Consider the following 22,072-nt stretch of genomic DNA (forward strand, 5'->3'; position numbering starts at 1 on the left):
TATTAGCAATATTTAGGGGATTAAGTAACTGCTAAATTATCCTAAGTTGGCGGTAATCACTCAATTATTGAATAACCTGCCATCGCTAATCATCACCGCCGGTCATTGCTAGCCATTGCTGCCGGTCATTGCTAATAAACAAGATGAACGCTACTAGCGTTTTTTAAACTTATCTATTTAGCAGCATTTACTTGAAAAGCCATCATAGCAGTTGATTTATCACGGCCATGCCCAGATACAGACAAATACCATCGCCAAGCGTTGCCTGTTAAATAAAGCTGGCAATAATGATATAATAAGCGCTTTTTAGGCGTTTACACTATGTCTCTCGTGCGCATTGTTTATTAAAGACATTTTTTCAAAGGCAGTTTATCAAGCGCTGTCTGTGAAAAGCTGTTTTTTAGCACTGCTGATTGAATAGGATTTCTTAACATTCTAAGAGCGTTTGGCTGGCAGGTAAACGTTATATTTATGGTCTATCAATAATGAGATTAGTGGTCATTGGGGTCAATCACAAAACCGCACCAGTCGCTCTACGAGAGCGCTTGGCGCTTGTTGGTGACGATGTGAATATCGCCCTTAAACAGCTAGAGCGCTTTACCGATGGTAGCGTCATTGTCTCTACTTGTAACCGTACTGAGATTTATGCGCTCGTCCCGCAAATCTCATTACCGCCAGAATCAGGCGCACATTTAGCAGAGCCTCAAGTTGCTACTATTGCCAGCAATAATGCAGTCGCTACGCAGACTGCTTCAGCGGCCATCAGCGCCCATATTCTAAAAATAAAAACATGGCTGGCGGATTTTAAGCAGTTGTCTTTGGATGAGATTGACCCTTATCTTTATGTGCACCGTGATACTCATGCTTTGACCCATTGGCTCAGAGTCGCCGCTGGTCTTGACTCGATGATATTGGGTGAGCCGCAGATACTTGGTCAAATCAAGCGTTCTGTGCATTTGGCGCAGGATCAAAAAGCCCTAAGCAATCAGCTCGGCTGGATTGTCGATCAGGTATTTGCCGCCGCCAAACGCGTGCGTAACGAGACCCAAGTGGGCGCGCAAGCGGTATCCCTTAGCTATGCCGCTGCCAAATTAGTGACGCAAATATTTGACGATTTGCCCAGTCGTACCTTATTAGTCGTCGCAGCAGGCGAGATGAATCGCTTGGTAGCAACCCATATTGCAGGGCTTGGGGTCGGTCGGGTTATTATTTGTAACCGTAATCCTGAGCGTGCTGAAGCATTGGCCGCTGAGCTGCGTCGGCCTGATCGCGTTATAGAGGTGAGAGCGCTGCAAGAGTTGCCGCAAGTATTGGCAGAAGCCGATATTGTCAGTAGCTGTAGTGGCAGCATGGATGTGCTGATTGATAAAACCATGACCTTGCGCGCGCTTAAAAGTCGTCGCTATCAGCCGATGCTGATGATTGACTTGGCGGTGCCGCGCGATATTGACTCGACCATTAGCCGTATCGATGATGTTTATCTGTATTCTGTCGATGATTTGCAACACGTGATTGCTGGTAATATTGAGCAACGTAGGCAAGCGGCGGTCGATGCTGAGCTGCTCGTCAGTCAATTGGTCGTTGAGATGGATCGGCGCTTTCAAGTGCGCCAAGTCGGCAAAGATATTCAGCAGTATCGCGCGCGCACCCATGACCAAGTCGATAAACTGCTGCATGAATCTATTGCTAAGCTGCAACAGGATAATGCCAGCCCTGAGGATATTCTTATTGAGCTGTCGCGACGTTTGACCCAGACGCTGACCCATGCGCCATCAAAGCTGATGCGTAAAGCGGCACGTGAAGGCGATAATGAGTTGCTAGATTTTGTGGTGTCGGGATTACAAGAGGCGCATCGCGGTCGTTAAACCATTTATCAAACCACTCATCTAACTAGCCGCTAAACCATTTGCTAAACACGGGTTGGTTTTTTGCTAAATTACCCCCTATAATCGATAGAGCAAAAAACATCAGTGATGTGGCAAAACCTCAGCCATGCCCAAAACCCAGTAACCAAATTTTCTCTTATTATACTAGGAGCGTCCTATGACTGCATTACGTCAAGATATTGATCCAAACGGCTTATTAGAATACTCAGTGGTCTATACTGACCGCGCCCTAAACCACATGTCAAAAGTCTTTCAGCAAGTCATGAACGACTTATCTAGCGACTTAAAATCAGTCTATAACGCTGATGCCGTTGCTATCGTTCCTGGTTCTGGTACGTATGGCATGGAAGCCGTGGCGCGTCAATTGGCCAATGATGAAGATTGCCTGATTATCCGTAACGGTTGGTTTAGCTATCGTTGGACGCAAATTTTAGAAAAAGGCAACATTGCCAAGTCGTCTACGGTATTGACTGCCAATCGTGAAGAGGGTGATACCCCAAAGCCGTTTTCTCCAGTTGCTATCGATGAAGCCGTTGCTAAAATTAAAGCAGAAAAACCCGCCATGGTTTTTGCGCCACACGTTGAAACCTCATCTGGTATTATTTTATCAGAAGACTATATCAAAGCATTGGCCGAGGCCGTTCATAGCGTTGGCGGCTTATTAGTCATTGACTGTATCGCTTCAGGTTGCGTCTGGCTCGATATGAAAGATTTGGGCATTGACGTGCTTATTAGCGCGCCGCAAAAAGGCTGGAGCAGCACACCGGGCGCAGGTTTGGTCATGCTGAGCGAAGCTGCGGTGCAAAAAGTAGACAGCACCGAGTCTGATAGCTTTAGCCTAGATTTAAAACAGTGGTTAAACATCATGCGCGCCTATGAAAATGGCGGTCATGCGTACCATGCAACGATGCCAACCGATAGCTTACGTCAGTTCCGCGATACCGTTAATGAGGCCAAAGAAGTGGGCTTTGATAAACTATGTGCGGCACAGTGGGAGCTTGGTCAGCGCATCCGTGAAGTATTAGCTACTAAAGGTATTGAGAGCGTTGCAGCAAAAGGTTTTGAAGCGCCTGGCGTGGTTGTGTCTTACACTGACCGTGATGACATGCACAAAGGTAGCGCCTTTGCTGAAGCTGGCATGCAAATCGCTGCTGGTGTACCGTTAAAAGTAGGCGAGCCTGATAACTTTAAAACCTTCCGCTTAGGTCTATTTGGTCTTGATAAATTGACCGATGTCGACGGCGCGGTACAGCGTTTTGAAAAAGCGCTTGATGAAGTATTGGCTAAATAGTTTAAATAATTACTATATTTATAATAATGACGGTATTTATTAAGCTGTTTTTATAGTAAAAAGGATACTGAACCTGTGTAACGAGGGTTCAGTATTTTTTTACCTATTTATTATATTTTATTATATAATGTATTTATATAAAACGAATTTAAATCTATATTTGATAAAAATTGGCTTAGGTAAACATTATGAGTATACAAATAGACTGGCAGGCATTTACGCCAATCTCCTTGGTAGGCGGTCTGATTCTAGGGGTGGCGACCGTTATTCTGCTATTGGGTATTGGTCGTATTGCGGGTATTAGTGGTATTTTCTCAAGTCTTTTAAAGCCCAAGTGTGTCGAGATGTGGCAGGTGTTATTTATCGCCGGTCTTGTTATCTCGCCGTTATTATATCGTTTGGTCAATCCGTTACCAGTGATAGAAGTAAGTACTTCTATACCGTTATTAATTGGCGCAGGTTTGCTGGTCGGTTTTGGCACGCGTTTAGGTTCAGGCTGTACTAGCGGCCATGGTATCTGCGGTAATGCGCGACTGTCACCACGTTCGATGGCAGCGACGGCGACCTTTATGTTGTTTGGTATTGTGACGGTTTATGTTGGTCGCCATGTCTTGGGCTTGATTTAAAAGTCATATAGACAGCACGTTGCGAAGACAGCGATGAATATTGTTTATAACAGCTAGTCATAATAGATTGTTATAACAGCTTGGATTAACACATTAGGTGCGAGAAACAAACATGCTAAAAAATATAATTGGATTACTGGCAGGGTTATTATTCGGCTTTGGACTGCTGATATCAGGCATGACCGACCCTGTTAAAGTACAAGGCTTTTTGGATGTCTTTGGTGCCTGGGATATTTCTCTGGCACTGGTGATGGGTGGCGGTCTGGCGGTAGCGATAGTCGGCGTGCAGTTGGCTAGACGTCAGCGCATTAGTTGGGTAGGGGATGACATTGAAATGCCCACTAAAACTAAGATAACCAAGAGACTGGTGATTGGCGCGATGCTATTCGGTATCGGTTGGGGTTTGGTGGGGATTTGCCCAGGACCAGGAATCGTGCTGCTTGGTACAGGACAATGGCAGGCTTATGTCTTTATCCCAGCGATGATAATCGGTATGCTGGTTTATCAATGGCTTGAACCAAAGCTTAATTAGTATGGGCTTGCGTAATAATAGCCAAGCAAAAAGGTCAGCCTACATTCATTAGGCTGACCTTTATTATGCTCAATTAATGATGACACAAAAAGCTTATATTGCACTTTTTATGTAGCACTTGGGCTGACTTTTGGCGTTTCGTGAGCCAATGATTTTGCCGCCTGACGCAGCTCAAATTTCTGTACTTTACCCGTACTGGTTTTGGGAATTTCAGCAAAGATAATATATTTAGGCACTTTAAAGCCAGCCAAATGCTGCTTGCAGTGCGCCATCACATTATCGCGTTGCAAGGTGCTGCCAGCATGAATCTCGATAAAGGCGACAGGCACTTCGCCCCATTTGTCATGCGGCGCGGCGACGACAGCACAGCTTTGCACTTCAGGCATTTTATATAAGACGTTTTCGACTTCGATACTAGAGATATTTTCGCCACCTGAGATGATGATATCTTTAAGCCTATCCATGATTTTGATATAACCGTCGGGGTATTTGACGCCCAAATCACCGGTGCGGAACCAACCATCAGCAAAGGCTTCTTCGGTGGCTTTACGGCTTTTTAGGTAACCTTTCATCACCATATTACCGCGCAGTGCCAGCTCACCCATCTCTTCGCCATCTGCAGCAACCGGCTCAGTAGTGCCTTGTTTAAAAAGCTCAAAGCCTGTCATCAAATGCGAGGTCACACCTTGGCGTGATTTCTTTTGCGCGCGAGCAGCGACATCAAGCGCATCCCATTCTTCTTGCTCAGCGCAGACAGTGACAGGCCCATAGACTTCGGTCAGACCATAAACGTGCGAGATATGAAAACCCATTGCTTCCATAGCAGCGAGCATGGTTTCAGACGGCGGCGCACCAGCGACCCAGCCTTTAACTTCATGGTTAATGGCTTCTTTATATTCAGGTTTGCCGCCAGCAATCATATTGTGCACAACAGGCGCTGAGCAATAGTGCGTGACTTTATGCTTGGCAATCAGCTGCAAAATTAAATCAGCGTCAATCTTACGTAAGCAGACATTGACGCCCGCGCGCTCAGCGATGGTCCATGGGAAACACCAACCATTACAGTGGAACAAAGGCAGTGTCCATAGATACATCGGGTGCTTGTGCATATCCCAATCTAAAATATTGGAGACGGCATTGAGCGTCGCACCGCGATGGTGATAGACCACGCCTTTGGGTTTGCCAGTGGTGCCAGAGGTATAGTTGAGCGCAATAGCATCCCACTCATCTAATGGTTTTTCCCAATTATCCAAACTGTCTGAGCTGGCGATTAATTCTTCATAGCTCATACGACCAAAACGCTCGATATCGAGCGCCGCATCGGTTGCATGAATAACGATAAGATTGGGGAAGGCTTCATCAATCATCTCAGCATGCTCAGCAAACTCGCTGTCTAAGATTAATACTTTGGCTTCTGAGTGTTGCAGACAAAAACTTAACGCATTGATATCCAGTCGGGTGTTAAGCGTACAAAGTACACCGCCTGACATGGGTACGCCAAAGGCACATTCGACCATCGCTGGGGTGTTAGGCATCATCACTGCCACCGTATCATTTTTATCGATACCCAGTTTGCGCAGACCGTCAGCCAATTGACGACAACGGTCATAAGTCTGTTGCCACGTTTGTGTGAGGTTATTGTGTTCTAAATCGTCATAGAGGATAGCGGTTTTATCAGGATAAACCTGTGCGCTACGAATGATGAAGTCAATAGGGGTAAGCGGTTGATAGTTGGCCGCATTTTTGCCAAGACCTGTGTGGAAGTCTGTCATTAGGATAGTCCTTTATCGTATTGCTAGTATTCGATGGTGCAGGGATTTAGCGAAGCGGTTGCTGATACTCAATAAAACTCGTATTTCGCTTAGTACATGGCTTATATATGTAGCATGTCATAGCTCATGCTTATAGCGTATTTCTATAACAATGCCCTAGCTATTATAGCCAATCGAACTAAAAATTGGGCAGGTTTTGTGGGGTTTACTTTGCTAAATGCCGTAAAATCGAGTCATAAACAAAGTTGCTGAACATTCGCATCAATATATTGCTCACTCATCAGTCGCTTGTCCGCATAGCTGATAAGAATGGCGGTGTGTTAGGATAACGGTAATGCTAAATACCATAGTTGAATAATTTTGAGAATCCCGATTGCTTTTAAATCGCTTAACTGTATTTATAAAGCCTAACTCTCTTTAGAAGTAGTCCCACAAACCATTCATAAGGAAAATGATATGACCGCCAGCCGCACTGCCAACACCATTGAGACCGCCAGCAACAACGAGCACTATCCGCATTTATTTGAGCCGCTAGATTTGGGCTTTACCACGCTTAAAAATCGCATGGTGATGGGCTCGATGCATACGGGGCTTGAAGACCGTTTTTATAATTACGGTAAGCTGGCGGCGTATTTTGCCGAACGTGCGAAAGGCGGCGTGGCAATGATGATTACGGGCGGTATTTCACCCAATCGTGAAGGTTGGTTGCTACCGGCTGGCGGTACGATGAACACGCGCGCTGATGTCCTTAATCATCAACGCGTCACTCGTGCGGCGCATAAATATGACAGCAAAATCATCATGCAAATCTTGCACAGCGGTCGCTATGGTTATCATCCGTTTGCAGTGTCAGCAAGCCCGATTAAATCGCCAATCTCGCCATTTAAACCCCGTAAGATGAGCATTAAAAATATTGAGCAGACCGTTAAAGACTATGCGCGCTGTGCAAAATTGGCTAAGCAAGCCGGTTATGATGGCGTCGAAATCATGGGCTCAGAAGGCTATTTGCTCAATCAATTTTTATCGCGTCATGTCAATAAACGTACGGATGAGTACGGCGGTGATATTCAAAATCGTATGAAGTTTGCGGTCGATGTCGTTAAGGCGGTACGTGAAGCGACGGGTGAAGATTTCATTATCCTATTCCGCTTGTCAGTGATTGATTTGGTCAAAGACGGTAACGTCATGGATGAAGTCATTACTGTCGCTAAAGCCTTAGAAGAAGCAGGCGTTACCATTATGAATACTGGTATCGGCTGGCATGAAGCGCGTGTTCCGACGATTGTCACCAGTGTGCCGCGTGCGGCTTTTGTTGATTTCACCGCTGAGATTAAAAAGCATATCAGCATCCCAATGATGGCAGCCAACCGTATCAATATGCCTGAAACCGCAGAAGACATCGTCGCTAGTGGTCAGGCTGATATGATTCAGATGGCGCGTCCGTTCCTAGCTGATGCGCATTGGGTGAATAAAGCCAAAAATGGCCAAGCAGATCGCATCAATACCTGTATCGCCTGTAACCAAGCTTGCCTTGACCATACTTTTGAGAATAAACGCTCGACCTGTTTGGTCAATCCACAAGCTTGCTATGAGACAGAATTGGTTTATAAGAAAACTAAGAAACCTAAAAAGGTTGCGGTTATCGGTGGCGGCGTCGCTGGCATGTCAGCCGCTCATGTTGCCGCGCTACGTGGGCATGACGTCACCTTGTTTGAAGCGAAAGATATATTAGGCGGTCAGTTTAACTACGCCAAAGTTATCCCTGGTAAAGAAGAATTCTTTGAAACCATTCGCTATTATATCAATGAGCTTGAGCATTTAGGCGTTGAGATTAAACTTAATACCAAAGTCGATAAAGCGATGCTAGAGAAAGCCAAATTCCATCATGTCATCGTTGCGACTGGTGTAGTACCGAGAAGTCTTGAAGGTAAGCTAGAAGGTGCTGATTTACCACAAGTGATGAGCTATGCTGAATTGCTTTCTGGCGAAAAATCCGTTGGTGAAACTGTTGCTGTCATCGGTGCTGGCGGTATTGGCTTTGATGTCAGTGAATATCTGACCGCCAATCACGGTCAGTCATTAGATGAAATCGGTCCTGACGCGCTAAAAGATCCAAGCTACCGTACGACGGCGCAGTCAATTAGCGAGTGGCGCGAAGAGTGGGGCGTGACCTCTGATACCAACTATCAAACCGAGGGTGGTTTGATTAAGCCTGAAGCCATCAAGCCGGTGCGCCAAGTATACTTGATGCAGCGTACCAAAGGTCGCTTGGGCAGTGGTCTTAATAAAACCTCGGGCTGGGTACATCGCGCCCATGTTAAGTCACACGGCGTCATCCAAGTATCAGGTGCACAGTACGATAAAATCACCAATGAAGGCATTTGGATCACCAATAACCAAGGTCAAAGCCAGTTGCTACGTGTCGATAGTGTCGTTGTCTGTGCGGGTCAAGAGTCAGTCGTTGAGCTGATGCCAAACGTTGGCGATGCGCCAGATGCGCAATACCATCTAATCGGTGGTGCTAAGCTTGCTGCTGAGCTAGATGCCAAACGTGCGATTCGTGATGGTGCTGAGGTTGCGGCGAGTATTTAAAATTCTAATTTGAATTAAGAGTTTAAATTGAGAATACGGTAGGGAAGAAATTCCCTGCCGTTTTTTTGTTAGGTAATGATGAGCTTTTTTGCTAATTCAGCTATTGAATTCTATCTTAAAGACTTGTTATTCTTAGGAGAAATTACCTTTAGGGAATAAACTATTTTATAAAGTTGCCTTAGGAAACTGCAAAGGCGCTGCCTGCGCAATACTTCCAACATCAAAGTCAGACTCAGCAAACGACTGTTGGTTAGCAATCAGCTTAGCACCGCAACTAGTGACATCACCGCCGCGTGCAATGGGAGCACCATCGACGATAAAGGATGGGTCACCACTAAGAATAGTGGTGACCTTTTTGCATTTTTTACAGATGACTTTATCGCCTTTACGCGAGACTGAGATACCGTTATGAGTGGTGTGCGGTGAGCCGGAGATGACCGTCCCACCGTGAGAGGTCTTTGCGCCAACGGTAATATAGGCTGCCATAGTGCTACCTTGGTTAAATATTTAAAGTTTAGATTTTTATAGCAGATCTATTATTTGTATCACATTATAGATGGAAAAATCGTAAGATATCAAACTTAAGTTTATTTAAAGCTATAAATGATATGACAACCTTAGTCGGCGTAAACTATGAAAGCTTTTGAGAAATCGATTGCAAGAGGACCTTGAGTCCCTTTATTTATTATTAATAACAAGCAAAAATCTACCCTTCCATTTCACCACGTAACCACTCAGACACGTCATCAATCTGCGCTGCCAAATCAGAATGCGCTTTGCCCAGCTCAGCAAGCTTGACTTTTACTTCATGTCTATCATATTTAATATCAGTCAACGTCTCTTTTAATAGATCAATTAATTCAACATTGAGCGCATCAGAGAATATAACCACTTCGCGTATCACTGCTTGCTTCACATCAAGGTGCAAATCAATAATGCCCCAATCAAATCGCGTCTCGATATGATGTGTAAATTCAGGCGTCTTGCCAAAGCGCCAATCCCAATCTGCCATCTGCTGATAGTATTTATTCAGGTTAGGTTGCTTGGCGAGACTGGCTTCATCCAATTCTTCTACTGGCGCGGTGTCGCCATAATACTCACAAAACGCCTCGATAATCGCCTCGGATAACGTCTCGTGATTGATGTCTGCATTAAACTCAACCAAGTTTGCGACGCGCGCACGGACAGATTTAATCCCTTTTGCTTTCAGCTTAAGCGGATGCGGATTGAGATAATCGCCGAGCTTTTGCATGTTGGCATTGACTAGTAATGTGCCGTGATGAAAGCTGCGATCCGCCGCGTGTTTAAAGGCGCTACCTGATATTTTCTTATCGCCGACTTGCATGTCGTTACGCCCAGATAAATCCGCTTCTATGCCCAATTTTTTTAGCGCGTTGATGATGATGGTAAAGTTCGCTTCTTGATCGTAGTCGGCTTTGGGCGATAAAAAGGTAAAGTTGGTATTGCCCAAATCATGAAATACCGCGCCACCGCCACTCTGACGCCGTGCCAAAAACACATCGTCTTCTTCCATCTTATCAATTTTGCATTCTACCCATGGGTTTTGTGAGCGTCCAATGACTACGGTCTCGCTATTGCGCCATAAGAATAGCGTGTGCGAGTCAGGATTAAGGGTATTAAATATCCAATCCTCGGTTGCAAGGTTAAACCAAGGGTTGGTCACGGCAGACTTTAAGATGCGCAGTTTCATTGTTTGTCCTTTTAGTTATGATTTTATGTATGTTGATTTTTATAAATACGTTATAGTTATTCTCAACGATGTCTATTACGAATTCAATTGATCTTTTTGCTATAACGTAAACACTAACAGTAAAAAAGAGTGCTTAAATGACTAGAAAGGAAAGTTTTCAAATCGGTAAGGTGAGATTTAAGTGGGGCGATACGCTAGCATATATAAAAGCTCAGCTTTCTATGGCTGATGTATTTGTTGAAAACGACAATCCTTATGCCCTAGATAAAACATTAACTATTAAACTAGTTGAGATGTGGACAATTAAAACCAGCTCTTGCGAATTTAGCGCGCCAGCTGATGATCGTCTGGTTGATCGAATATGGATTAATATAGCAGCAGATAATCAGCGACCTAGTTATTCTTGGCTTAGAGTATTTAGGAAGCATCCATTGATTAAAAAGCTAAATGAGCAATTAGGATCACCTTTAACTTATAGCTTAGGCGAAAACAACGGCAGCGGTAGTGTAGTAGAAAATGCCACATGGGCGTTTGATAACTGTGAAGTTGGTATTAGTATTTATGGAAGAATACGAGAGGAAAATGATGAGACAAATATCGGTCTTCTTTATATCAACTTAAAAGATATTGAGCTATTAGATTCTCTTTATTCACAGCCACTTAAAGATATAGAAGAGTTTTTGCAAAATAAGATTGACCTTACTACTATTAAAACCTTTCAGATGCAGTTTAATCAACGCGCTTCGTGGTCAATGGAGGCTTATGATTTTCCACAATACTCTATTAATTTTGTTTCAAGAGCTTACAATGGTTTTCATAATCGAGCCTTATTTCAGACGCCACTACAAATTCAGGCGCAACTCAAACCCTATGAGGTTTGTACATGGCAGGCAACGACAGGCGATTATTATTTTTCTAATGCTTATGAAACTATAGCGTTAAAGCACTCTCTTAAAACATCATGGAGCAATATTTTACCTGCCAAAGGTAGTGGTCATGGTTCTATTTCAATAGGAGGTTTTAATATTAGTAATGAGCACAGCAGGCCTGAAACGCAGGAGCTGGTTCGCCACCTTGAACAGATACTTGATACAAGGATCATTTGCTACGAAGATTATGACTGCTAAAAATTATACTATGGAATAATAGGATGCGTAGGTTAGGTTAGCAATAGCGTAACCCACTGTCTAACTAAGGTTTAAGAGCGTTTTTTTCATCTACCCAAATTCTAAAAACCTAAACAGCCTACCCAAAATCTTCCCGCAAAATACTCGCCATATTACGTTCAGCAAGTCCCGTGATAAACACATACGGATTGACCCCAGCGCTACCGGGGATTAACGCGCCATCTTGCACGTAGATATTTTTATGCCCTTTGACGCGGCCAACGCCATCAGTCGCCAAGCCTAAAACGCAGCCACCAAGCGGGTGATAGCAGAAGTTATCACCGAAGCCTTTGGTGAACAGTAAGCTTGAAGTCGAGCCACCATTTACTCTGGCGAGTTTTTCGATCAGCTCTTTAGCAGCGTTTACCGAGTACTCGTTTTGCTCGCGTTTCCAGTTGAGTTTGACGGTTTTAGTGGTTTTATCATAATAATAATTGCCACGTTCTGGGTTGTCAGTGATGGCGAGATATAGCGTTGTCCAAGTCTCAAGTCCCAATGGCAATGGCGCGAGTTCGGCAAAGATTTTGTATTTTGAACCGCCTCTATCGCCGTCCCACATATTTATCCCTTTGACCGGAATGGTAGATTGGGTAGTGCCAGCAGCGTGGACGAAATTGCGCCCTGTCATGATATTGCCGTTGGGTCCCCAGTGTTTGCCGATATGTTCATTTAGCTTGGTAAGCTTGCTTTCTGCTTGGCTTTTAAGCAATAGCTCTGAGGTGCCCATACTGCCGGCATTTAGAAATAGCTTATCGCAAGTGTAATGTTCAACTTTATCGATGCCGCCCGTGGTATTGAGGACATGAACTTCTAATCTAAGTTGCTCGTTATCGAGCGCTTGGATGCTATTGACTTTGCGCAGGGTTTTCACCGTGACATTGCCTGTGGCTTCAGCGTCTTTTAGATAGGTTAAATCAAGTGAAAACTTGCCAGCGTTATTGCCATAAATGACTTCACCGCCGAGTGCTGAGGCATAGACTTCGCCACGCGCTTCTTTTTGCATATAGTCAAAGTCGTAGCTATTACCGAAGAATTCGGTTTTCATTCCCGCCTTTTCTGCTTGGCGTTCAGCCGAACGAGTAAATTCGTAATGCTCGGACTCATTAAAAAACGATTCAGGGATTTGACTGACTTTTAATTCTCGCATAGCGCGCGGAAAGTAGATGCTGTACATCTCATTAGAATCAATCCAAGGAAACACTTTTTCAAAGTGCGCGCGTCTTGGCTGAATGGCAATCGCGCCATTGACGATGGAGCCGCCGCCATAAGCACGCCCTGCGAATACTTTCATATCGTCGTATTCGATTAAATCTAAAACCCCAGGATATTTTCTGATAGGAATTGGAATCGGGATAGGGGCGTTTGGCATATTGCTAAACCAGCTTGAGCGTTTATCGGCGCTAATCATTTTGCAAAAGGTATTATGTTCGGGCGTTCTATCCCAGCGCATACCCATCTCAAGTATCAATACTTTATGACCTTTTTCGCTTAATCGTAGCGCTGATACCGCGCCGCCGTAACCACTACCGGCGATGATATTGGGAAAGTATCCAGCTTGGGTGATGGTGCTTGGTAGTTTTGGCTGCTTGGCAAGCGTTTGGCAACCACTCACCGCAGCGGAGGTGCTGATAGCCCCTAAGCTTAAACCCATGGCTTTAATCAGTTGGCGTCGTTGCATGGTGTATCCTAATTTGATATTTAAGCTAAAAAAAGCCCGAGTTGAATAATATTAGCTTTCGACCGCAAAGGTGCGCTAAGCCAAGCGAGCATCATATTAGCAAACATAGGTTGCGTTATTATTTCAGTCACACGATTGCTGTAATACTCATAGGCAAATCGGGCTTTCGTTCATCGATTGCTCTTACCAGTTTTTAGCCAATGACTTAGCCAGTTACTTAGTCAATTATTTTTATAGTAAGGCGTAAACTTGACCAAATAGGGAATTTCGCTTATTATCTTGTTTCAATGTACTAGAACACAAATACATTAAAACATTCTTATCATTAAAAACGCTAAATAATTCGGCAAAGACAACAATAGTAGTAATTAATTTAAAACAATAAGGCTTAACTATGACAACGCAAAATACCGCCACTGGCTACGGTTTACATCAATCCATCTTGCCGAATAGCGAGGGTCTATATGGTGAGTTCGGTGGCAAAATTGCTCATCCCGAGCTTGCCAAAGCCATGAGCGAGATCGAAGTAGGTTTTCGTGAAATTATCAAAGACGACGACTTTATCGCTGAGATGAAGCGCTTACGTGAGACTTATGTTGGTCGTCCAAGTCCCATTTATCATGCGCAGCGTTTGACCCAGCATTGCGGCGGCGCACAGATTTATTTTAAGCGTGAGGATTTGAACCATACGGGTGCACACAAGATTAATCACTGTTTGGGTGAAGTGTTATTAGCCAAAAAATTAGGCAAAAAAAAGGTGATTGCCGAGACGGGCGCAGGTCAACATGGCGTCGCATTGGCAACGGCAGCGGCCTTGATGGGTATGGAGTGTGAGATTCACATGGGTGTGGTCGATATTAAAAAAGAACATCCGAACGTCAGCCGGATGAAGATTTTGGGTGCCAATATCGTGCCAGTCTCACGCGGCGCAGGGACGCTAAAAGAAGCAGTCGATAGCGCTTTTGAGACTTATTTGAATGAGCTTGATACTAGCATGTTTGCGATTGGCTCGGCATTGGGACCAGCGCCATATCCTGAAATGGTCAGCTACTTTCAGTCAGTGGTCGGACATGAAGCACGGGCGCAGTTCCTAGCGACGACGGGTAAGCTGCCTAATAAGGTGGTCGCTTGTGTTGGCGGCGGCTCCAATGCAATTGGCATGTTTAGCGGCTTTTTTGATGATGCAGAGGTACAAAAAATCGGCGTCGAACCCGCAGGTGAGGGCTTAGATACACCCAATCATGCGGCGACGATGTCGCTCGGCGTCAAAGGCGAGATTCACGGCTTTAAATGCTACGTGCTGCTTGATGAAAAAGGCGAGCCCGCACCGGTACATTCGATTGCCTCAGGGCTTGATTATCCGGGGGTTGGGCCACAGCATTCGCATTTACGAGACTTGCAACTGGCTACGTATGAATCAGCGACTGATGCAGAATGTTTAGAAGCCTTTATGGCGCTATCACGCCTTGAAGGTATCATTCCGGCTTTAGAGTCGGCACATGCCATTGCCTACGCGATGAAAATCGCTAAGGATATGTCAGCGGATGAAACGATTTTGGTCAATTTATCAGGACGCGGCGATAAGGATATTGATTTTATTTTGGATAAGGTAAAGCTATAAAAAATTGATAAGGAGTATAAAAAAACAACAGCTCTCAAGCGTGTAACAAGTTATCATCGTGGTTTTTTTAGTCTAACGCTTGATAGGATCCACCCATGTCCAACCGCGACCTCATTATTTTTATGACATTGTCCTTTATGTGGTCGCTGTCGTTTATTTTTTATCGTATCGGCGTGCCAGAATTTGGCTCGCTCGCATTTGCCAGTTTGCGGGTGGTGTTTGCCGGTTTGGTGATGCTGGTTTTTGTCTTAATCAGCCCAAAAAACCGAGCAGGCATCCGCTATAATTGGAAAGTTTTGACCCTAGTCGGACTGTTTTCTGCCGCTATCCCGTTTATCCTGTTTGCTTTTTCAGCGCGCTCAGTCAATGCTGGGGTGTTGGCGGTGCTTAATGCGTCCGTGCCGATGATGAGCGGTTTTATCGCCAGCACTTTTTTTAAAGACCGACTGTCAAAAAAACAAATTATCGGCTTAATTATTGGCGTGATCGGCGTGATTATTTTGATGAGTGAAAACTTATTTGGCAGCAGCGGGCAGGGCGCTGAGTCAGGTTCAGGGTTACTGCCGATGGGCTATGCGCTATTGGCCTGTGTTGGTTATGCGGTCGGCGCCAATATCACCAGAAACTATTTATACGATGTCTCGCCAGTAGCAATTACCGCAGGCTCGCTTATCATTGCCAGTATTATCATGCTGCCGATAGCGGTGTACGAGTTTCCCTATGGCAAAACCATTAGCCTAACGGCTTGGGCGTCAGTCATTTGTATTGGCGTCTTTTCAACCGCCATCGCGCTGATTTTTATGAATCAACTCATCAAAAGTATCGGTCCGATGCGCGCGACCAGTATTACTTTAGTGATTCCAATTTTTGCCATTATTTTAGGCTATCTGCTACTTGGTGAAGCTTTAGACACGCCAGCGATTATCGGCTCGGTGGTGATATTGTTTGGTACTTATTTGTCGTTGGAGCTGTCTATCAGAAAGATGTTGAAGTCCTAATGTTTTTTAATTGATAAATAACCTTTTAATAAATCGCATTTATTTAGCACCTTCTACCATAATAAATTGAATTGGAAAGGTAATAATGTCAAACGCCTTGGCAAATGGCATCAGCGTTTTCAGTCTTTTTTCTTCTGCTAAAGCTTTGTCTGGTTGATAATAATAAAACTTCAGCGTGGTCGGTTGGCGCAAGCGATAGGCGAGCGTCTCGATATTTTTCACCGCCGGAGCCACTGTCACAGGGAGGCGCCACAGATTTTTTGTACAGCGTGTCATACCACCTGCAAAACCATCATGACAAGTAAAATCAAACCCTTCAAGCTTAGCCGTTTCACCGGCGGCTAGTAGATGGGTCGGTTTTTCAAACCATAATATGGTGGCAATGCATCCTTGCGCTGAGGTGCAGCCTTGCTCGCCTATTCTTATTCTAAAATATGGCGCATTGAATGCCGGCATCGGCTTAAAGGAAAAATAAGCCAAATCCACTTGGTTTAAAATATCAATAAATTCACGATCTCTCTTGGCGCTCTGCACCAAATAGCTGCGCTTTTCTCCGGCAAATACAATCGCATGCTCAACGCCTTCAATAGGCGCGGCGCGCCCGCTAAATATCAGGTATCTGGGGTAGAGAACTTACAAGTTATTTTGCCAGAAGGTATTGGTGATGGTGTAACACCGGGACCAGCGACTGATGAAGTTGCCTTACCGCTAGCGGGCAAGACCGAAGTGAAGATGCCACAGTCGGTGAATTTCGACTTCCAAACGGGCCTAAGTGAAAAGTATCAGTTATTAGGCATGGTCAACGCGCGCTGGGTAGATTGGAGTAATTTTAATGTTGCCCCGCCTTTAGCGACATTATCAACACAAGAGCCCTTAGCTGCTTATAAAAAAGACGGTTACGCGGTTGAGGTGGCATTGGGTAAGCAGTTTAATCCAAAAGTTTCAGGCGAAGTCCGCTTGGGCTATGACCACGGTACTGGTGCGCCGCTCAGTTTATTGGGACCTTATGACTCTATCAAAAGTTTAGGATTAAGCGCGCAATATAAACTGACCGAGCAGCTAAGTGTTTCTGCGGGCGGTCAATATATGTGGTTTGAAGGCGGTCCAGTCGATACCAAGGTTGATGGTCGCGTGGCCAATATCGACGATGGAACAGGCTATGCGCTTGGCATGAAACTGGGTTATCATTTTTAAGAGTTGACTGAGATTATTTATTAAAAATAGCTCATATTGGCGCTGATAGAAAGTAGAAAAAAGCACTTACTTTAAAAAGCAGGTGCTTTTTTATTGCTTGGAACGCGCTTTATTAATCAACGCTTTCGGTTTGGCAAAACAACCCATTTAAGCATTCTCGATTATCACCATCAGTATGCCAAATGGGTGGAATCTGCATCGCTTGATTTAATTGATAATGTGTCGTCGCCCATTTGTCCATCTCGTAGCCATCTTCAGTGGTACTAGGCGCTGGATAAAGCTGTTGACGCTCGCTATCGGATAACGCCATGAAATTAAGATAGTTTGTTGCATCCTTTGCCAAGATGCTATTGGGACGTTTTGTGAGTGCAACCATCGTCTGCTTATAGTCTGGTTCCAGAAACTCGCGAATGTCATCATCCGTCCATCTTGTATTGTCTGAACCAAAAAACAGAGCATAACGATATAAATCTAATAAAATCTTGGCGTCTTTCACCGCGTAACCATTTGGATAACGCGTTATATAATCTTCCCAAAACTGTGCGCGCTCAACCAACTCTGCAAACGAGGTCGTAATGGCGGCATCGCTCCAAAAGATATCTTGATTATCCTTTGCCATCCGCTGAATGAATGCTTTTTGGTCAGGACGTAGATAAGGGGTAAAGATATCTGCCATGGCTTTCAAATCATGATTAAAGGCATAGTAACCTTCGCCTAAATTGTAAACTCTCACATCGGCATCATTTTGGATGAGACTAATCAAGTAGCGTGTGCGCGCACTCATTTTTTGTAGTTTTTCTTCGGGCACTTTTTCGTTCCATTCTAAGGCGTACATAACATCATAGTAATCTTCATCAAAATCCGTTTCATTGATTGCAGCATCATCCCACAAAAAACGCTCATACATCGCTTGATAGTGTTTTAGCAAATTCAATACTTCGGCATTACTGGCCGTTGGCAAACAGGCTTTTAGTTGTTTTTGAATGGCGTAAATCGCTTCAATTTTGCTAGTCTCATCTACCTTTTTCATAGATTTACTTAACTCTAAACAAGTCTTGGCATCTAGCGCTGAGTCTGTTGCGGTAGTCGTTTTGGTTGCTGACTTTTCTAAGGGCGTCGGTGTATTGACTTGTTCTGTGTTCTTTGTCTCACTTGATTCAGATGACGTATCGGATTTGGGTTGGCATGCGCTCATACCTAAAAGAAAACTTAGCCCTATTGCCAGCGATAATATGGTTTTTTGCATGAAATGCTTCCTTTAAATGATTAACAAGCTACTAAAAAGGGACTGTCTAAGCCTATTGGGAATGAATCTTTCTTTCATATATACAATGCAGTTAGAGTTTTAACTGTCATTTAAAAATATTTATATGTTGGCTTAAATGGATTGTTTCATAAAATATAAACCATCTTTTCACAGATCACTTTTTTTATTAGCCAAATTATGTGGATTTATAATGTAATTAACGTCCACAATAAATGAGTGTGCTAATATTAAAAAATTTAAGGACGGTTATGATAGAGGCAATTTTAGGATGGTTTCACAGCTTGTATATCCATTTAGGTCTCACACTAGGGTTTATCGATGATAGTCCTGAGTTTGCCAGTTTTCAAATTACTAGAGTGAGTTTTAGTCCTTCAACATCTGCTAATGTAATGGTAGGAGATAAGATTAAAGTCAATATTTTTTATAAAAGCAATCTCAAAGGAAAACTGGTACAAATCTGGGCACATGCTGATACTGAAGGGATGGGTGGAACTTATGATCCGTCTGGTTTTGAATCTGGCAGCGGGGTTGTATCACGTTGTTTTACAGTATCAAATGAGGGGCTGCTGGATAGTGTCGCTATTCATGTCATGCATTATAGTGGTCAAGATATACTATATGAAACTAGAGCAGTCAATTATAACCTGATATCCAATCCAGAGAGAGCGGCGTTAAAAGAGGATGGAAAAGGGTCAAAAGTACGTATAAAAGAGATAAAGGTCAATAGAATGACCATAAGACCCAACGCTCAAGTACGCATTGGTGAATCAATTGATGTAGTTATTGACTATCGAAATACTGCTGATCAGGAGACGATGGTTTGGGCAACTGCAACCATGGATCACGAAGCACCAGGTAGATATGACTCTGGAGAAATGCCTAAAAATAAAACAATTGGCACAATTACTAAGAGCTTTCAATTTCATCAGCCAACAAGGATTAATGGTATTTATGTGCATATGGTCAATGTCACTCATGAAACTATCGCTGAACAGTGGCTTGATTTCCCAATTGAATTTGTTAATTAAAAATGGTTTTTCTATTAATGTGCAGTTAGTGATGCCTGTTTGTATGATGTTGTAGAGCCCTCTCATTTATGCTGGTGTTTTTGTTTGTAAGTTTTACTTGGAATCCTCCTCTCTACCCCCTATAAAGAACACGGCTGATCAATAGACGGCTTCATAATGATAAGTGACAATATGATAAGTGATAATGACAAGCGCTATTTATCAATATTTAACCACTGTTAAAACCGTATTTTTATAACAACAAACAAGGCATCTCATGGCACACGATAACTTATTCGAACCCGTAAAAATGGGCACTCAAACTCTAAAAAATCGCATCATCATGGCACCGTTGACCCGCTTACGTGCGGTTGAACCGGGCGATATTCCTACAGCGTTAGCCAGTGAATATTATGCGCAGCGTAGTGGTGCAGGACTGGTCATTACCGAAGCGACGCAGGTGTCTTTTCAGGCCAAAGGCTATGCGGGCGCGCCCGGTATCCATACCGAAGACCAAACGACGGCATGGAAAACCATCGTTGATAATGTTCATGCTAAAGGCGGCAAAATTGTCGTCCAGTTATGGCACACGGGTTTGGTCGCCCACGAAAGCGTCCAACCAGATGGCAAAGCGCCTATCTCAGCGTCTGATATCGATGTTGGTGTACGTACCTCATTGCGTGACAGTAATAATCAAGCGATTCGCGTTGCTGCTACACCGCCACGCCCAGCCACGCTTGAGGAAGTGCAGCAAGTTATCGCTGACTTTGGGCTTGCGACTAAAAACGCCAAAGAAGCAGGGTTTGATGGCGTAGAGATTCATGGCGCGCATGGTTACCTGCTACATCAGTTTTGGGTTGAGCAAACCAACCAGCGTGATGATGAATATGGCGGTAGCCGCGAGAATCGTGCGCGTTTGACCCTTGATGTCATCGATGCTTGTGTCGCTGCGTGGGATGCTGACCATGTCGGTATTCGCGTATCACCGCTTGGTACGTTTAATAATGTTGAAGCGGGCTACAATGAAGACGAAAACATCTGGCTAATTGAGCAGATTAATAAGCGCGGTTTGATGTATCTGCATCTCTCTGAGCCTGACTGGGCGGGTGGTACGCCTTATAGTCCTGAATTCCGTCAGCGCGTTCGTGATGCGTTTGGGCAAATGATTATTGCTGCGGGTGGCTATACCGCTGAAAAAGCAGAGCAGAATATCAAAGATGGCTATATCGATGCGGTGGCTTTTGGTCGTGACTATATTGCCAATCCTGACTTAGCGGAACGTATCCGTGAAGGTGCGCCGCTTAATGAGCAACATCCGCAAACCTTTTATGGTGGTGGTACGGAAGGCTATACCGATTATCCGTTTTTAAACCAAGCATAAATGTTTATCGGATAGCTGTCTTTAAATTGGCTTTATTGATTAAAATAAAGTGACAATGCATAAAAAAGCCACCCTGCGATAATCAGCAAGGTGGCTTTTTTAATGGGTAATATTTGGCTATTTACCAAAGTTACCCATTTGGTAATCACGAAACGTTTGCTTTAACTCCGCTTGGGTATTCATGACGAACGGACCGTAGCCTGCTACTGGCTCACCGATCGGCTCACCACTTAATAGTAGTAATTTAACCGTACTTGGCGCTTGCTCATCATCAGAGAGCTTAGGGTATGTTAGCTTAATGCTGTCGCTTACCGGCGTTGCTGGTTGTTCATTGGCAGCATTAATATCAGTATCAGTCGGCGTGGCAAACTGAATCAGACTGCCTGCGCTCACTGGCGTATCGTTAATCAGTAGCGTACCTTCTTGTACCAATATCATGACATTATGGCTGTTTGGCACTTGCAGCGTCGTTGAGCCAGCGCTATGCAAGGCAATATCCCACATATTGATAGGCGTAAAGGTACTTGCCGCGCCTGTCGTATCTTGCCACTCACCTGCAATAATCGCTGCTTTACCTATCTCATTTCCATTATCGGTTAAATTAACGATAGGCAAGTCAGCCCGTGTTAAAGTTTGATACTTGGGCTCAGTCAGCTTATGGGCGCTTGGCAAATTGACCCATAATTGCACCATGCTAAAAGGACCGCCACGCTGACCAAAGGCTGGCGAGTGGAATTCTTCGTGCATAATACCGCGCCCTGCGGTCATCCATTGCACACCACCTTCTTGAATGACGCCATAGCCACCGGCCGAATCAGCATGACTAATCTCGCCGGCATAGGCAATCGTTACCGTCTCGAAACCTTTATGCGGATGCTGCCCGACGCCGTGCGGCTGCGTCTTATAGTTTGGATTTGGGGCAAAGTTGGTCGGCTGACCATAGTCTAATAATAAAAACGGGTCGGTATGACGATGATTAAAATCAGGATCATCATCTAGGTGATTGAACAAGGTTTTGACATAAAAACCGTCGCCGACCCAATGCGGCTCTTTATCGCCATGAATATGTTTGATGGAACGCATTGAACACCTCGTAAGCCTAAGCGTATTAATAAATACCCATCTAGTTAACGGTTATTCTTTAGCCACAATTATCTAACACGAGTTATTTAAATGCTCATGATTAAATAATAATGCTTCAATAATAATCTGCTAACTATTAAGTAATTCTAAATTTATATAAGTCTATATAATGATTATATTCACAGTTATCAAGCGTTTAGTGGTTTCTATCCCATTTGGATAACCTGCGTTTAGATAACTGGTGTTTGAATAGCTAGAATTTGAATA

At 44.1% G+C, this 22,072-nt stretch carries 18 protein-coding genes; 11 read left to right on the plus strand and 7 right to left on the minus strand.

What is annotated here, in order from left to right:
• The first annotated feature begins 485 nt into the window (after positions 1-485).
• The 4 genes from hemA (at position 486) to B3Q63_RS11880 (ending at position 4,335) form a co-directional block, all read left to right on the plus strand.
• A complete protein-coding gene (gene hemA / locus B3Q63_RS11865) occupies positions 486-1,865 on the plus strand; it encodes a glutamyl-tRNA reductase (RefSeq protein WP_296176990.1) in 1,380 nt (459 codons plus the stop codon).
• Between the two features lie 178 nt (positions 1,866-2,043).
• On the plus strand, positions 2,044-3,177 hold the full coding sequence (locus B3Q63_RS11870; RefSeq protein WP_296176992.1) for an aminotransferase class V-fold PLP-dependent enzyme: 1,134 nt from the start codon (positions 2,044-2,046) through the stop codon (positions 3,175-3,177).
• A gap of 188 nt (positions 3,178-3,365) precedes the next feature.
• On the plus strand, positions 3,366-3,803 hold the full coding sequence (locus B3Q63_RS11875; RefSeq protein ID WP_296176996.1) for a YeeE/YedE family protein: 438 nt from the start codon (positions 3,366-3,368) through the stop codon (positions 3,801-3,803).
• A 112-nt stretch (positions 3,804-3,915) separates the two neighbouring features.
• Positions 3,916-4,335: a YeeE/YedE family protein gene (locus B3Q63_RS11880; protein WP_290190052.1), complete on the plus strand. Its 420-nt coding sequence runs from the start codon at positions 3,916-3,918 to the stop codon at positions 4,333-4,335.
• Positions 4,336-4,442: 107 nt separating this feature from the next.
• On the opposite strand, the gene B3Q63_RS11885 is transcribed toward B3Q63_RS11880, so the two are convergent.
• Positions 4,443-6,107, minus strand: coding sequence for an AMP-binding protein (locus B3Q63_RS11885; protein ID WP_296177002.1), 1,665 nt, complete (start codon positions 6,105-6,107; stop codon positions 4,443-4,445).
• A gap of 456 nt (positions 6,108-6,563) precedes the next feature.
• Here B3Q63_RS11885 and B3Q63_RS11890 point away from each other — a divergent pair, with 456 nt between their 5' ends.
• A complete protein-coding gene (locus B3Q63_RS11890) occupies positions 6,564-8,699 on the plus strand; it encodes an NADPH-dependent 2,4-dienoyl-CoA reductase (protein ID WP_296177005.1) in 2,136 nt (711 codons plus the stop codon).
• A 165-nt stretch (positions 8,700-8,864) separates the two neighbouring features.
• On the opposite strand, the gene B3Q63_RS11895 is transcribed toward B3Q63_RS11890, so the two are convergent.
• Complete coding sequence (locus B3Q63_RS11895) at positions 8,865-9,185, minus strand: PAAR domain-containing protein (protein ID WP_296177008.1); 321 nt, start codon at positions 9,183-9,185, stop codon at positions 8,865-8,867.
• A gap of 220 nt (positions 9,186-9,405) precedes the next feature.
• Positions 9,406-10,410, minus strand: a complete 1,005-nt coding sequence (locus B3Q63_RS11900) for a lipoate--protein ligase (RefSeq protein WP_296177011.1) — start codon at positions 10,408-10,410, stop codon at positions 9,406-9,408.
• A gap of 137 nt (positions 10,411-10,547) precedes the next feature.
• Between B3Q63_RS11900 and B3Q63_RS11905 the strand changes: the two genes are divergently transcribed.
• Positions 10,548-11,537 carry a hypothetical protein gene (locus B3Q63_RS11905; RefSeq protein ID WP_296177013.1) on the plus strand — a complete coding sequence of 330 codons (990 nt, stop codon included), beginning with the start codon at positions 10,548-10,550 and terminating at the stop codon, positions 11,535-11,537.
• A gap of 118 nt (positions 11,538-11,655) precedes the next feature.
• Here B3Q63_RS11905 and B3Q63_RS11910 read toward each other — a convergent pair whose 3' ends face one another.
• Positions 11,656-13,254 carry a GMC oxidoreductase gene (locus B3Q63_RS11910; RefSeq protein ID WP_296177016.1) on the minus strand — a complete coding sequence of 533 codons (1,599 nt, stop codon included), beginning with the start codon at positions 13,252-13,254 and terminating at the stop codon, positions 11,656-11,658.
• Between the two features lie 394 nt (positions 13,255-13,648).
• Between B3Q63_RS11910 and trpB the strand changes: the two genes are divergently transcribed.
• Both trpB and B3Q63_RS11920 read left to right on the plus strand, forming a co-directional pair.
• On the plus strand, positions 13,649-14,875 hold the full coding sequence (gene trpB, locus B3Q63_RS11915) for a tryptophan synthase subunit beta (RefSeq protein ID WP_296177019.1): 1,227 nt from the start codon (positions 13,649-13,651) through the stop codon (positions 14,873-14,875).
• A gap of 95 nt (positions 14,876-14,970) precedes the next feature.
• Positions 14,971-15,873, plus strand: coding sequence for a DMT family transporter (locus B3Q63_RS11920; RefSeq protein WP_296177021.1), 903 nt, complete (start codon positions 14,971-14,973; stop codon positions 15,871-15,873).
• Between the two features lie 39 nt (positions 15,874-15,912).
• Here the strand turns inward: B3Q63_RS11920 and B3Q63_RS11925 are convergent, their stop codons facing one another.
• Positions 15,913-16,410, minus strand: coding sequence for a hypothetical protein (locus B3Q63_RS11925; protein WP_296177023.1), 498 nt, complete (start codon positions 16,408-16,410; stop codon positions 15,913-15,915).
• 33 nt (positions 16,411-16,443) lie between these two features.
• On the opposite strand from B3Q63_RS11925, the gene B3Q63_RS11930 reads away from it, so the two are divergent.
• Positions 16,444-17,067, plus strand: a complete 624-nt coding sequence (locus tag B3Q63_RS11930) for a hypothetical protein (RefSeq protein ID WP_296177025.1) — start codon at positions 16,444-16,446, stop codon at positions 17,065-17,067.
• Between the two features lie 112 nt (positions 17,068-17,179).
• Here B3Q63_RS11930 and B3Q63_RS11935 read toward each other — a convergent pair whose 3' ends face one another.
• Positions 17,180-18,313 (minus strand): hypothetical protein, encoded by a 1,134-nt coding sequence (locus tag B3Q63_RS11935; RefSeq protein WP_296177026.1) that lies wholly within the window; start codon positions 18,311-18,313, stop codon positions 17,180-17,182.
• A 269-nt stretch (positions 18,314-18,582) separates the two neighbouring features.
• On the opposite strand from B3Q63_RS11935, the gene B3Q63_RS11940 reads away from it, so the two are divergent.
• Both B3Q63_RS11940 and B3Q63_RS11945 read left to right on the plus strand, forming a co-directional pair.
• A complete protein-coding gene (locus B3Q63_RS11940; protein ID WP_296177028.1) occupies positions 18,583-19,362 on the plus strand; it encodes a hypothetical protein in 780 nt (259 codons plus the stop codon).
• A gap of 256 nt (positions 19,363-19,618) precedes the next feature.
• On the plus strand, positions 19,619-20,722 hold the full coding sequence (locus B3Q63_RS11945; RefSeq protein ID WP_296177030.1) for an alkene reductase: 1,104 nt from the start codon (positions 19,619-19,621) through the stop codon (positions 20,720-20,722).
• 117 nt (positions 20,723-20,839) lie between these two features.
• Here the strand turns inward: B3Q63_RS11945 and B3Q63_RS11950 are convergent, their stop codons facing one another.
• Positions 20,840-21,805, minus strand: a complete 966-nt coding sequence (locus B3Q63_RS11950; RefSeq protein WP_296177032.1) for a pirin family protein — start codon at positions 21,803-21,805, stop codon at positions 20,840-20,842.
• Positions 21,806-22,072: the final 267 nt, after the last annotated feature.

This window comes from Psychrobacter sp. UBA2769 (assembly GCF_002352555.1).
Classification (GTDB): Bacteria; Pseudomonadota; Gammaproteobacteria; order Pseudomonadales; family Moraxellaceae; genus Psychrobacter; species Psychrobacter maritimus.